This is a genomic window from Thermorudis peleae, assembly GCF_000744775.1.
GTDB classification, from domain to species: Bacteria; Chloroflexota; Chloroflexia; order Thermomicrobiales; family Thermomicrobiaceae; genus Thermorudis; species Thermorudis peleae.
In genome coordinates, this window is sequence record NZ_JQMP01000003.1 from 1,466,312 (window position 1) to 1,479,338 (window position 13,027).

The following is a 13,027-nucleotide window of genomic DNA, read 5'->3' on the forward strand; positions in this document are numbered from 1 at the left end:
CACTACCCCCTCACGTCTCAACGCCACCCACCGATCGCACGTTACCGCAGTGCCCCAGCCGTCAGCCCTTCGACAAAGCGATCCAAAAACGCGTTGTAGAGCAAGGCGACTGGGAGACTGACCACGAGTGCTGAGGCCATGATCGCGCCCCAGAAGAAGACGTCACCACGAATCAGGTCCGTCGGCACACCAACACTCACGGTTTTCAAGTCGGAAATCGAAACGAATGTAAGCGCGTAGATGAACTCGTTCACCGCAACCGTGAGCGTGAAGATCACGACGGTCAGGAGTCCCGGCAGCGCGAGCGGTAGAAGCACGCGAGTAAATGCGGAAAGCCGCCCAGCCCCATCAACGAGCGCAGCTTCCTCAAGCTCCTGCGGGAGAGAACGGAAGAATCCCATGAGCAGCCAGACACAGAACGGCACGCTGAGGCTTGGATAGGTCAAGACGAGAGCCCAATCATTATCTTGAAGCTTGAGCCAGCTCACAACCTGAGAGAGTGGCAGGAAGAGCAGGGTTGGTGGAATGAGATACGTTAAGAAAATGGCAATCGCCAGTTGCTGACCAAGCCGTCCCCGCAAGCGTGCAAGGGCGTATCCGGCTGGAACGCTGAGCGCAAGGGTAATGATAACAGTAAGCAGTCCAATCCAGGCAGTATTCACAACCCAATGGCTGAACTTCGTCTCATGAAAGAGAATTGAGAATTGACGAAGCGTCGGTGGCTCATTGAAGAAGAACGGATTATGCGTTGGGTTGTAGAGGTCACTATCACGCTTAAATGCCGTAATTGCCATCCAGACGAAAGGAAACAGTGCTTGCACGAGAAAGACGGCGAGAACAGCAACCACAATCAGTCGCAGTACGTACCACCGCAAGGGATGAGCAGGTGCTTGCGGCCGCGCTTGAGCCGTGCTCATTCGGTCACCTCCCGGCTGGCAAGACGCAGCACCCAGACAGCGACTGCAGCAAGAACAGGGAGCATAAACAAGGCAATGGCAGCACCCTGAGCAAGGTCACCGGCGACGATACCCACTTGAAATGCCCAACTTGCAAGGACGTGACTGGAATTATAGGGACCGCCACGTGTCAAGATCCACACCACAGCCATATCAGTGAAGGTAAAAAGTGCAGTGAACAGCACGGCGACGCCGATGATCGGGCGAATCATCGGCAAGGTAATCTGAAAGAGCCGTGTAAAAAAGCCGGCACCATCAACCAACGCCGCCTCAAGTAACTCTTTCGGTACGGCATTGACTCCTGCAAGGGTAATGACGGTAGCGAACGGCAAGATGCGCCAGACCTGAACCATAATAATGGAAATAATTGCGAGTTTGGGAACACCAAGCCACTGCGGAAATTCATACGGGCCGATAATATGCAACTGGCGAAGCACCCAGTTAATCACGCTGTACTGCGAGTCAAAAATCCATTTCCATGCGATCGTGCTCATCACGACTGGAGCAGCCCAAGGTAAGAGCAACAGATACCGGACAACGGCCCTCCCTCGGAACCGCGCTGCCAAGATGGTGGCGAGAATCGTCGCCAAAATAAGTACGATGACAAGCACAGCTATCGTAATCAGTACGGTATTGCGAAGCGCTTGGAGAAAAATGCCATCATGAAGAATAGCGCGGAAGTTAGCCAGACCGGCGAAAGAGAAATCTCGCCGACCCACGGAAATATGACTGAGGCTGTAATAGATTGAAAGAATGAGGGGAAAGCCAATTAAGAGAAAGATATAGATGACCGCAGGAAGAAGAAGCCAGAATTCCCAGGGGATCGCGCGCTTTGGCCGGGCAACTGCAGCTTCTGGCCGAATAAGCGGCACCGCCGTTTCACTCACCGGCTTTGCCACCGGAACCTGCCCTCCTCACTTACCCATGCACGATACGGCCAGCACAGTAGTTGGGAATCTACCACATCCACGGCTTAGTAGCTTTATCGTACCAAAGGACTTGGTTGTTGACAAGAGGAAGGCCGAATCGGAAGCCACAGCCCCGGTCATGTATGATCATGCACCACTCTGGCACAACACCGGTCTGGCACAACACCGGGAAACCTTCAGACAAGAACAAGACACAGAAAAAGCAGGCTACCGGTGGTCGCATAGACACTTGTCGGATCGAATCGGGAGAGCTTGATTTCCTCTCCTTGAAGATAGACTCGTCGTTGACCACGAGCCGCCGCCGACAAAACATTTTCGCAACTACGGTAATCCTGCCCCAAATAACAAAATAACAAAAGCACAGCGAATGGTTGCAGATATCTTCGCTGTGCTACACAAGAGAGATTCGACCGGCGAATACGCTTACAACTGCGCACTATGATGGAGTAACCAGGTGTTCCTCGGTGTCATCATGGGTAAATGGGAGTCGCTCACGAAGCGAGCCAAAGGTTCGGCTGACAAGCGCGCTTAACTCACTCACTTCTTGCGTGACTAACTCGCGTAAATAGGTGTTGGTTTGTCCCATGCGGCGGAACTTCCGCCAGCGCTCGCGGATAAGCCGTTCAGGCGGCTGATCAACCAGCTGACCAAGATGCCGGACAATCGCGTCGAGTAAGAGCGCAGCTGCATAGTCCGGATCTCGGTGCGCGCCGCCTTCTGGCTCAGGGACGATATCGTCAATAACATCGAAGCGTTTCAGGTCAGCCGCCGTAATCTTGAGTGATTCAGCAACCTCAGGAGCCCGCGCGGCATCGCGATAGAGGATCGCCGCAGCCCCTTCAGGAGAGATCACACTATAAATCGTATGCTCTTGCATGAGCACCCGATCCGCGACAGCAAGGGCAAGCGCACCGCCACTGCCGCCTTCACCGATAATGACGGCAATTGTCGGCACTGGTAGTAAGGTCATCGCCGCAATCGATTCGCTAATCGCACTTGCAATTCCCCGCTCTTCAGCACCTTCACCCAAGTAAGCGCCCGGTGTATCAATGAACGTAAGCACGGGAAGACGCAGTCGGGACGCGAGCGCAAAGAGACGAATTGCCTTGCGGTAGCCTTCCGGCAATGCTTGCCCATTCCGACGGATTGGGTCACCATGACCTCGCTCATGGCCAATGATGATGACGCCATGGCCAGCAATTTCGCCGATCCCGCCGACAATAGCCGGGTCATCGCCATAGAGGCGGTCACCGTGGAGTTCAACGAATTGCGGGCTAATTCGGCGAATATAGTCAAGCGTGGTGGGGCGATCTGGTCGACGTGCAAGCTGGACAACCTCCCACGCCCGGCGAGTAGGACGCTCCTGTGGTATTGGCGAGGCCGTTGTCCGCTCAGGCAGTTCAGCACGCGCCTGAAGAAGGCGAAGGATCAGGGCGATGGTGTCACGCAGACGACGACGATCAACCACCTGGTCAACAAAGCCATGCTCCAGCAAGAACTCCGCGGAATGCGAACGCACCGGTTCCGTATGCGCGGTTTCCTTCACAACGCGCGGACCAGCAAAGCCGATGAGCGCACCGGGTTCAGCAAGAATGATGTCGCCCTGGTTGGCGAAAGAGGCATAGATGCCACCAGTGGTCGGATGCGTCAACACAGAGATATAGGGTACGTTCGAATCATGGGCACGCTTGGCGGCCGCCGTTGTCTTCGCCATCTGAACAAGGCTCAGGATGCCTTCCTGCATCCGAGCCCCACCTGATGCAGCGACAGTGATAATTGGCAGACGTCGCTCCGCGGCACGTTCAAAGGCGAGTGTAATTTTCTCACCAACGACGGAGCCCATGCTCCCGCCAAGAAAGCGAAAATCAAGCACAGCCAGCACAACCTCATGCCCACGAATCCGTGCAATCCCCGTTACCACGGCTTCGCGCAAGCCAGTTTGCTCGCGGGCTTGGAGAATTCGCTTACGGTACGGGAGTCGATCAGAGAAGACCAGCGGATCAACCGAGACAAGATGACGGTTAAATTCCTGAAACGACCCAGGATCAACGAGCAAGCGGATACGTTCATCGGCAGAAAGGGTAAAGTGGTGACCACATGCTCCACATACCCGATAGCGGGCATAGGTCTCATCGTTGGACAGATCAGCACCGCACTTGGGACACTGCGGTGCAACGTCGGTGACTGCGGTGCTGGCTGCCTGCTGCTCTGCCTGGCTCACACTCGCCTCCTGCCATGAAGCCGTTCCCTGCGCTTTAGCTCCATGATACCGTACGGACAAGCACACGGTAGCGATGAACGTGAATACATCGGCGCAGTAGTGGGGAAAGGATAGGAATGTGCGGATCGGGCTCGTCCGTATCATGCAACGAAGCAACACCTTCGCACGCCAACCTGGGCGGTTACGCCGCGAAGATGGTGCACGCTGGTATGTCGGCGAAGCACTCAGCACCCATTTTGCTCACACGGCAACCGCGCTCGGTGGCGCCCTCGCTGCCTGTCACGACCTTGGCATCGCAGCAGTCCCGCTTCTTGCCGTTGATGGCGAGGCGGGAGGCCCTGTTCCCGACACAGACCTTCGGGACACGCTTGCCGCCCTTGAGCAGGCCGTTCGCACCGCGCAGCCACTCGACGGCATCTTCATCGAACTTTCCGGCGCGTTAACAACCCAAGAGGGAACCCACGGTGATCAAGCAATTCTCCAGGCATTGCGAAGTTGGCTCGGACCGGAGCCAGTGATCGGCGTTCTCTTCGATCATGCGGCAAACCTGTCTTTTGAACTGCCAAGCGTCGTCGATATCGTGGTTGGCCCAGGAACGGCTCCAGCAACCGACAAAGCAGAGCGAGCACGCCAGCTCATTGTCGCACTTGCAACAATCGGAAAAAGTAAGCGTCGACCTGCTCTGGCAATGCGGCGCATTCCCCTCCTCCTTCCGCTCTCCTGGCAATGGACCGGCTATCCCCCTTTACAGCGCCTGCTTCAGGAAGTGCGCGAGAGTGAGGATCTAGAACAGTGCGCGTTAACGAGCCTGTTCTTCGGTTTTCCACAGGCTGATGTGCCCTGGGCCGGAGCTACCGTATTCACCAGTGATGCCCGTGGACCAGCTGCTGCACATGAGCGAGCAGCAGCGTTCGCTGAGAAGCTTTGGCACACACGCAATGACCTTGCACAAACACAATGGAACATCGAAGAAGCTGTCCACACAGCGATGGCCGATCCCACAACACCGTTCTGCCTCGCAGAGCTCGGCGATGTCCCGGAGGCAGGTGGGCCGGCCGAAGGCACAGCAGCCCTCTGGGCCATGCTCGACCTGGGCGTCCACGAAGGGCTGCTCGTTGCCATCGCCGACGCCGAGGCCCTCGCGCAAGCCCAACGCGTGGGTGTTGGCGGAGCATTTAACGGCGCAATCGGCGGCAAACGCGATACGCGAGGCGGCTATCCGATTGATGTCCAGGGCGAGGTTCGTGCTCTAGCCCCTGGGCGATTTCGACGAGAACGTGGAGACGGAGCCGGGCTTGACGATGATGCAGGCGGGATTGCTTTCCTGGATCTTGCAGCACGGCACGGAGGGCATGTTCAGGTGATCTTGACCGAGCGCCCGGTCGTACCTGATCCCGGTCTGTTCACCGCCATCGGCATTGATCCGATACCAAACCTCTTGGTCGTCAAGTCAGCGCTCGCGTTTCGAGCAGCCTGGCCTCACCGTCTCGCCTTACCGGTAGCAACACCAGGTATTACCACGCCGGAGTTCACCTTCTATCGATTTACGCGTTTACCACGTCCGCTGTGGCCACTTGATCCGCTTTAAGGCGACGAAGCAAGCGAATCAGCAAGCGACATGAGGCAGTCAGCAACAGCGTCAACCCCAGGAAGGAGGAGATCGGCGATCTCAGTCAATTCAGTCGGCGCCTCAGCGCTGGCTACCCCAACAGCTACACCAGTGAACTGACCAGCAGCGCGTAACGCGCGAACCGCATGCATCGCATCGAGGTCAGTTCGATCGTCGCCAAAAAAGACGAGTGATCGTAGGGAGAAACGACGAACCAGGTCCTGAATGGCCTGCCCCTTCGAAACCTCGTTCCGAGGACGCACCTCCACGAGCATGCGTCCACGGGTAACCGTAAGAAGAGAAGGAAATGTGTGGGCAACTCGCTGATTCACCCAATCTTCAAGTTGCTGGCGAACAATCTCAGGTGCAGGAGCCGTGCGATAGTGAAGGCTCAGCGAAAAGCGCTTCGCCTCAACCAGCACACCAAGCGCCGCAAAACGCTCCCGCGCTTCATTGGCCAGCAACGCGATAGCCTGCGACGCAGCCGTTGCTTCTGGCATAACCCAGCGGGTGCTATCGGTGAGCCATTCGGCCCCATGCTCACCAATGTAGACAATGCCGTCTAACCCCACACGAGCACGGAGGTCATCAACCTGCCGCCCACTCAACAGAGCAACGCATGCCAGCAACTGCCGAAGCCGCGCGAGGGCAGCGCGGGCAGCTGGATGAATGGTCGCAGCCGCTGGATCTTGCACAATTGGGCTGACGGTGCCATCAAAATCACAGCAAAGACCAGCACGGGGAGAGCGCAAGACCGGCAGGAGACGCTGACGACAAACGGCATCCATCATTGGTCATATCACCATGAAACATACATCCATCCGCGCCTCTCTCATCGTATACTACCCCCGGCGCGCCGGGAGTGTCCGGAGTGGGTGGGACGTCATGGCTGCCGTGCGAAGCGGGTTACGAGGATACATCCAAGGGTTGGCCGCGCTTGATGCCGATATCAAGCGTTTTTTCGTCTTTAGCCTCTTCTCAAATATCGGCATCGGTGCCTTTACCTTGCTCTACAACCTTTACCTTGTGCAACTTGGCTATAAAGAAGATTTCATTGGATTATTCAACAGCGCCTCGACGATTGCGCTTGCGCTCGGAGCACTCCTGATTGGACGCCTCCTGAATGCCCGTGGTTCGTGGTGGACAACCACGTATGGCACGGCCGCATTCGTTGTCTGTTCCATTGCCTTAGCGCTTTCGACGCATCCAATAACCATCATGATTTTTGGAGCACTCTATGGCATTGGCTCCGGCTTTGTCCTCGTAACACTCATGCCCTTCATTGTCGAGCACGTGCCATCGCGTGAGCGATCAACGGTCGCCGCAGTAGCGCTTTCCCTCACATCAGTCTCGGCAACACTTGGGAGCCTTCTTGGCGGCTGGACACCGCGGCTCGTCAACGTGCTGCTTGGACGACATGGTCCAAGTGCACTCGGCTATGCAACAGCCCTTGTCTTCAGCATGATCCTGACAGCTGTTGGTCTCGTGCCACTCTTCCAAATGCGCCAAGCACGCTGGCATCGGCTGGAACAGACAACGAGCCTGCACATTCGTCTGAACGAAAACCAGCGCCAACGCCAGGGGCACTTCTATCTCATCGCCTTCGTACTGGCTGGCGGTCTCCTTAGCTTAGGATCAGGTGCAGCGGTACCGTTCTACAACGTTTTCCTCTCTGACATCGGGATGCGGACCAGTCAAATCGGTTTCGTGTATGCACTTGGCAATTTGCTCGGAGCATTCTTTGGCTTGTTTAGCCCGCCACTGGCACGCCGATTTGGGCCACTGGGAGCAGTGAGCGTCATTCGCTTCGCTCCCGTGCCGCTCTTCGCACTCTTGGCACTCCTCCCGAACCCTGGACTTGCGATTCTCGCCCACCTTGTCCGGATGGTGTCGATCTCAATGGCCTGGCCAATCGATTCCACGTTGGTCGCTGATGTCCTTCCAGGGAGGTTACGAGCGACAGCCTACAGCTGGCGAAGTGCTGCCTGGAACCTCGGTTGGGCCGGTGCGAGCCTCGTCGCCGGACGGGTTATCGTGAGCACGGGGTATGGGCCAGTCTTCCTCGCCTTTTGCCTCTTCACCATACTGAGCATTGGGGTGATGGTCGGCGTCTTTCGTACCCATCCCGCAGCTCAGCGAGCAGTCTCCCAGTCTGTTACACCATCGCCGTGACCAGTGCTTCCGCTTCACTTGCAATTTGATCCGCAACGTACGCAGCTATCGTGAGCGACGAGGTCGCGGCCGGCGATGGCGCATTGCGAATGTGGACAATACCAGGCTGACGTTCGATAACGAAATCGTCAACTAACGTGCCATCGCGCGTCATAGCCTGAGCACGCACGCCAGAAGGCCCAGGCAGAAGGTCATCGTCAGTCAGTTCGGGGATGTAGCGCTGGAGCGCGCGCAAAAACGCACGCCGGCTAAAGTCCCGCCACATTTCCAGCGCGCCCGTCAGCCAGTATCGGCGCGCAAGACGTTGAAATCCGGGATACGTCAACGTTTCAAGCAATTCGTTTGGCCGCACGGTGAAGCGCCCATACCCCTCGCGGGCGAAGGCAAGCACAGCATTTGGCCCCAGCCAGACACTCCCATCCATGCGCGGCGTGAAATGAACCCCCAGGAATGGGAAGCGCGGATCAGGTACCGGGTAAATATTGCAGGGAACGAGCGAACGGCGTTCCGGACGCAACACATAGTAGTCGCCACGAAACGGAACGATGCGTGGATCAGGCGCGCCACCGCTGAGACGGGCGACATGATCGGCGTAGAGCCCAGCACAACTAATGACTAGCCGCGCTTCAACGGGATTCCCCGTCGTCTCGAGACGGGTCCAACCGCCACGCCGGGCTACGCCAACAACGGCGTGGTTAAGCCAGATGGCCCCACCAGCGCGCACGATGTCAGTCGCATACGATTGGGCGACTTGCTCGTAATCAACAATCCCCGTGACGGGCGACCAGATGGCACGGATCCCACTTGCGTGTGGCGCATATTCCCGTAACTCTTCTGGGCCAATCAGACGCAAGCCACGCACACCATTGGCTTGACCTCGCTCGAAGAGCGCTTGTAAGCGAGGGAGTTCTTCTGGTGACGTTGCCACGACAACTTTGCCACACTCGCGATAGGGAATACCGTGCTCATCACAATAGCGCTTTAATTGCGCTGCTCCAGCAACACAAAGCCGAGCTTTGAGAGACCCGGGAGTGTAATAGAGCCCGGAGTGGATCACTCCACTGTTATGGCTTGATTGATGGGCGGCAATGCGTGGCTCCTTGTCCAGCACGACGAGGCGCAGGCGTGGCCACCGCTGGAGCAATTCCCGTCCAACAGCCAACCCAACGATTCCCGCTCCAATAACTGCCACATCGTATTGCATGCCTTCAGCCCTCTCCGCTCACCGTATCACGAGCCACGCGTCAACCATGGTATATTCTCTGGCAAAAGGCGCCAAGCGGAGGGCGCAGTCGGTACGAAGCCCTCGGTAGTGACAAGCCATGATTATTGGTGTCGCACGATTTTCCATTTTCATCCCTGGTGCACAGTCCCTCAAAGACAAGCGGCACGTAATGAAGGCAATCATCAACCAGGTACAACATCGCTTCAACGTCGCGATCGCTGAAGTTGACGGCCATGATCAGTGGCAAGCCGCTGAATTAGGGGTTGTCTGCGTCTCAACATCAGCTGACCATGCTGATGCCATGCTGCAGGAAGTCGCACAGTTTATTGAGCGCCGGCTCGTCGACGGCTACGTTGCCGGCGTGCACACTGAGCTTATCCCGATGGGCTAATCTTTGCCGTTAGGATGTGGATTGCTGCACTTGGGCACGATGCTCAAGCTCACGCCGTCGTTCCTCGATAAGGCGTAAGACACGGCGACGACGCATACGCTGGTGAGCAAGCTCCTGCCGAAGCACCTGCTCCTGTTGCGCAAGGTACCGCTCAAGCGCAGCCGGTCCACGAGCCCGGAGCCGTCCTAAATCGGATTGCCGCAATGCCGCAAGTTGACGCTCCAGTGCACTCAGTTCCACGCCAAGCTGAGCAACACGGGTACGCAACGACTCGAGATCGCGTGGCCGCTCCTCCTGATCACTGCGGGACCAGATCGCCAGCAAGCGACGGAGTTGGTCCACATCCCCGGCTTCGCGCGCCTGGTTCACTAAGCGCATGAGCGCTTCGCGTTGGGCTCGCTCATGTTCGTCACGGGCAAGATCGGGGTGAATAAGGCGGGCAAGGGAACGGTAGAGTTGACGCAGGATGCCATCGTCATGGCCATTGGGAGAGCTGAGCAGCCGGCCGAAGCGCGCCTCGCCTTCAGCTTCCTCGGCTCCATTCGTCGATCGTTGGGCGCGTTCTTGGGCACTGAGTTCAGCATCACTTAAGGGGCGATCGGCACGGAGGAGGCGCCGAAGCCGCGATTCCAGTACGGCAACTTCCGCCTGGATATGATCGACTTCGCGGCGAAGCGTGCCAATCCGCTCGTCAATCTGCCGTTGGAGTGCTTGCTGACCTAACTCCTCTGCCGCAAGTTCCTGGCGAACACGCTCAAGGAGTGCCATACGACGGTGCAACTCGAGTTCCAGCTGCACCCATTCAAGATCGGTGAGTTTGGCGACTGCTCGCTGTGTCATCGTCCTCGTCACACGCTCCGTCTCGCAACCCCCTCATTCTAGCCAGTCGCGTGCGAACGCGCCAAACGCACCGGTTGGCTTCCAAGAAGAATTCAGCTATGCTGCAAGGCAAAAATGGCCTGCAGTACCAAAACCGAAGGAACAGGGCATGACCCAACACATCGCCAGCAAGCAAGTCGAAAATGCGAAGCCAGCACAAACACCGTGGCAGGCACTCGTTGATCAGCTTGCCGCCGAAGGCGTGCGCGTGCTCTTTGGGATGCCTGGGGGCGCGAAACATCTCTACGACGCGCTCTACGACCAGCCAGCAATCCGCCCCGTGCTCGTCCGACATGAGACCTCCGGGGCATTTATGGCTCACGCGTATGCCCGGGTCTCGGGTGAACTCGGCGTCTGCTTCGGCTGTCCAGGCCCAGGCGTCGCGAACCTTGTCCCCGGTGTCCTCGAGGCCTGGTCTGCCTGCATGCCCGTGCTTGCCCTCGGCGTGCGAGCGCCAACGCGAACATTCGGGATGGGGGCATTCCAAGAAGCTGATCAACTCAGGATCTTCCGGCCGATCACGAAGTGGGCGTTCACCGTTGAGCGGCCGGAACGCGTTGGCTGGGCCGTGCGGCGTGCGATAAGCCTTGCGACAACCGGACAACCCGGACCCGTCTACCTCGAGCTCCCAGCCGACGTTGCGTTAACCCCCGTTGTGCATCCATCAGTGGCTCGGGCTGACCGCACGGTTCGCCCAGCGCCTGATCCAGCCCGGGTTGAGCAGGCGATCCACCTGCTTGCTGCCGCACGACGTCCCCTGCTCGTCTGCGGCGGTGGCGTGATCCTTGGGCGAGCGCACCAGGCAGTGCGGCGTTTTGCCGAAACGTTTGGGATCCCGGTTCAAACAACGGCAAGCGGACGAGGGTGCTTTCCCGAAGACCACCCGCTGTTTGCTGGGCTCATTGGCCTCTACCGAACAGAATACGCGCAAGAAATCTATGAACAGGCTGACCTCCTGATTGCCGTCGGCACGCGGTTCGAAGAATTCCAGTCGGGGAACTGGCACTACTTCCCCGCTGGGGCTCGGTTGGTGCAGATCGATATCGCCGCCGAGGAGCTCGGACGCAACTGGATCCCCGATCTCGCGATTCACGGCGATGCCGCCCTGACCCTCGAGGCCTTGACGGCAGCCGGCCTGGCTCATGGGCTGCAGCCGAATCCAGCGCGGGTCGCAGAACTCGCAGCCGGCCATGCCGAAGCCGTCGCACGCGCTGCGCAGGACGCGTACGATCCCCAGGTGCCAGTGCGTGGCAAACGCGTGGCCTGGATGATCAGCCGCGTGTTCGACCGTAACTGCATCCTTGTCAATGAGAACGGTGCACAAGATCTTTGGGCCTATTACTGGCCCTATACCATCATCGGCGAGGAAAACGCTGTCGTTCCGCCAGCTGAGCAGACCGCAATGGGATTTGGCGTTTGCGGCGCTATCGGCGCCAAACTTGCACGACCTGAGGCGACGGTTGTCTGTACAACTGGGGATGGTGCATTCCAGATGGGTCTCCATGAGCTCCCAACTGCGGTCCAAGAACGAGCACCAGTGGTGTGGGTTGTCTTCAACGACGGGGCACTTGGCTGGCCACGGTGGACGCAGCAGACCGCCCTTGGCGGACGCGTGATTGCGACCGAATTCCACGCGCGCTTTGACTTTGTGACGGTCGCACGCGCTGCCGGCTGCTGGGCGCAGCGCGTGGAGACGCCCGAAGAACTTGGTCCGGCGCTTGAAGCGGCAAAGCGGGCCAATGCCGATGGCGTCCCCGCTGTCGTCGATGTTGCGGTCGACAGCCAGGAGCACCATCCCAACTTTGTGGCGTTCCACAGCGTGCGTTAGATTGAGAGGGGATCATGCTCGACCACACTGGACGCTACCGCACGCGCTACGAAGACACGCTTCGGGCACTCGGTCACTACCTGGACGCACACCATTTCACCCGCATTGCGTTGGTTGAGACACCGGAAGGCTTTCTAGTCAAAGGCTATCGGGTTGAAGAGACCAAACTCACCGGTGAGAGCACCCTTGCGCCTGAGACATATCTGTTCACAAACGAAGATCTCGAGGCGTTGCTTGAAGAGGCCTATCGACGGCGCGGCCAAGGCACTTCCCGGCAGTAGCACCATCAACGCGCCGCGATGTGGCAGGGGCTGGAGTCCGCTCAGTCAACGGTAAGCGACACCAATCGCCTTGGCGATGCACGCTCGTGCCCAATTGCTCCAGGTGCGCGCGCTTCCTACAACATACTCTCAGCGGCAGCGCCCAACGACAGCATCCGGAGACTGCTGCGAGGGGCATATACACAGTGCAGCGACGTTCGGCTCAGCCATCACAGGAGAGAGACGAACTGCAGCGCGAATCACGGCAACGCCTGTACGAACGCGCATCGTCAAGGCCACCATGCGTGTTTGGCGCACCAGACAGGGAATCGCGTCGAGACAGGCCGGGTGACAGCAGCAGGACCGCCAGGGCGTGCTTGGCGAATGTCCGGAGCAACGGTATGCTCAACAATGGGCACGGCACGTGGCGAGCGTGTCGGGGGGCGATGAGGGCGGATCGGGCCCGGTGGCCCGCACGGTCTTCAAAATCGCTGGGCGTCGGTCGTCCCGGCGCTGGTGGGTTCGACTCCCATCCGCCCTCGCCAGCGTCCGTACGC

At 58.4% G+C, this 13,027-nt stretch carries 11 protein-coding genes and 1 tRNA gene; 6 read left to right on the top strand and 6 right to left on the bottom strand.

From position 1 onward, the window contains the following. Nucleotides 1-41: 41 nt before the first annotated feature. From N675_RS09725 to accD, 3 genes are all read right to left on the bottom strand, one after another. The gene (locus N675_RS09725) at nt 42-917 is read right to left on the bottom strand and encodes a carbohydrate ABC transporter permease (RefSeq protein WP_051914538.1); all 876 of its coding nucleotides are present in this window, start codon (nt 915-917) and stop codon (nt 42-44) included. Beyond that, nucleotides 914-1,855 (bottom strand): carbohydrate ABC transporter permease, encoded by a 942-nt coding sequence (locus N675_RS09730; protein WP_231577998.1) that lies wholly within the window; start codon nt 1,853-1,855, stop codon nt 914-916. Before N675_RS09730 ends, N675_RS09725 begins: the two co-directional genes overlap by 4 nt. Before the next feature lie 466 nt (nt 1,856-2,321). Further along, a complete protein-coding gene (accD, locus tag N675_RS09740) occupies nt 2,322-4,106 on the bottom strand; it encodes an acetyl-CoA carboxylase, carboxyltransferase subunit beta (RefSeq protein ID WP_051914539.1) in 1,785 nt (594 codons plus the stop codon). 118 nt (nt 4,107-4,224) lie between these two features. Between accD and N675_RS09745 the strand changes: the two genes are divergently transcribed. Further along, on the top strand, nt 4,225-5,694 hold the full coding sequence (locus tag N675_RS09745) for a M81 family metallopeptidase (protein WP_038039168.1): 1,470 nt from the start codon (nt 4,225-4,227) through the stop codon (nt 5,692-5,694). On the opposite strand, the gene otsB is transcribed toward N675_RS09745, so the two are convergent. Continuing rightward, nucleotides 5,691-6,506, bottom strand: a complete 816-nt coding sequence (otsB, locus tag N675_RS09750) for a trehalose-phosphatase (RefSeq protein ID WP_038039169.1) — start codon at nt 6,504-6,506, stop codon at nt 5,691-5,693. The genes N675_RS09745 and otsB overlap by 4 nt on opposite strands. 94 nt (nt 6,507-6,600) lie before the next feature. Between otsB and N675_RS09755 the strand changes: the two genes are divergently transcribed. Further along, nucleotides 6,601-7,887, top strand: coding sequence for an MFS transporter (locus tag N675_RS09755; protein ID WP_038039170.1), 1,287 nt, complete (start codon nt 6,601-6,603; stop codon nt 7,885-7,887). Here N675_RS09755 and lhgO read toward each other — a convergent pair. Then, the gene (lhgO, locus tag N675_RS09760; protein WP_038039172.1) at nt 7,871-9,091 is read right to left on the bottom strand and encodes an L-2-hydroxyglutarate oxidase; all 1,221 of its coding nucleotides are present in this window, start codon (nt 9,089-9,091) and stop codon (nt 7,871-7,873) included. The two genes, N675_RS09755 and lhgO, sit on opposite strands and share 17 nt — an antisense overlap. Nucleotides 9,092-9,209: 118 nt before the next feature. Here lhgO and N675_RS09765 point away from each other — a divergent pair, with 118 nt between their 5' ends. Next, nucleotides 9,210-9,503: a DUF503 domain-containing protein gene (locus tag N675_RS09765; protein WP_038039173.1), complete on the top strand. Its 294-nt coding sequence runs from the start codon at nt 9,210-9,212 to the stop codon at nt 9,501-9,503. Nucleotides 9,504-9,512: 9 nt separating this feature from the next. On the opposite strand, the gene N675_RS09770 is transcribed toward N675_RS09765, so the two are convergent. Beyond that, nucleotides 9,513-10,343, bottom strand: coding sequence for a coiled-coil domain-containing protein (locus N675_RS09770; RefSeq protein ID WP_051914541.1), 831 nt, complete (start codon nt 10,341-10,343; stop codon nt 9,513-9,515). Between the two features lie 148 nt (nt 10,344-10,491). Here N675_RS09770 and N675_RS09775 point away from each other — a divergent pair, with 148 nt between their 5' ends. From N675_RS09775 to N675_RS14370, 3 genes are all read left to right on the top strand, one after another. After that, entirely contained in the window at nt 10,492-12,210 is a 1,719-nt protein-coding gene (locus N675_RS09775) for a thiamine pyrophosphate-binding protein (RefSeq protein WP_051914542.1), read from the top strand. A 14-nt stretch (nt 12,211-12,224) separates the two neighbouring features. Further along, complete coding sequence (locus tag N675_RS09780; RefSeq protein ID WP_038039174.1) at nt 12,225-12,491, top strand: hypothetical protein; 267 nt, start codon at nt 12,225-12,227, stop codon at nt 12,489-12,491. 427 nt (nt 12,492-12,918) lie between these two features. Further along, nucleotides 12,919-13,015: transfer RNA gene (locus N675_RS14370), tRNA-Sec, on the top strand. The last annotated feature ends 12 nt before the right edge of the window (nt 13,016-13,027 follow it).

Coding starts and splice junctions, on each gene's coding strand:
- N675_RS09725 (WP_051914538.1), bottom strand. CDS start 917: ATGAGCACGGCTCAAGCGCGGCCGCAAGCACCTGCTCATCCCTTGCGG.
- otsB (WP_038039169.1), bottom strand. CDS start 6,506: ATGATGGATGCCGTTTGTCGTCAGCGTCTCCTGCCGGTCTTGCGCTCT.
- N675_RS09755 (WP_038039170.1), top strand. CDS start 6,601: ATGGCTGCCGTGCGAAGCGGGTTACGAGGATACATCCAAGGGTTGGCC.
- lhgO (WP_038039172.1), bottom strand. CDS start 9,091: ATGCAATACGATGTGGCAGTTATTGGAGCGGGAATCGTTGGGTTGGCT.
- N675_RS09765 (WP_038039173.1), top strand. CDS start 9,210: ATGATTATTGGTGTCGCACGATTTTCCATTTTCATCCCTGGTGCACAG.
- N675_RS09770 (WP_051914541.1), bottom strand. CDS start 10,343: ATGACACAGCGAGCAGTCGCCAAACTCACCGATCTTGAATGGGTGCAG.
- N675_RS09775 (WP_051914542.1), top strand. CDS start 10,492: ATGACCCAACACATCGCCAGCAAGCAAGTCGAAAATGCGAAGCCAGCA.
- N675_RS09780 (WP_038039174.1), top strand. CDS start 12,225: ATGCTCGACCACACTGGACGCTACCGCACGCGCTACGAAGACACGCTT.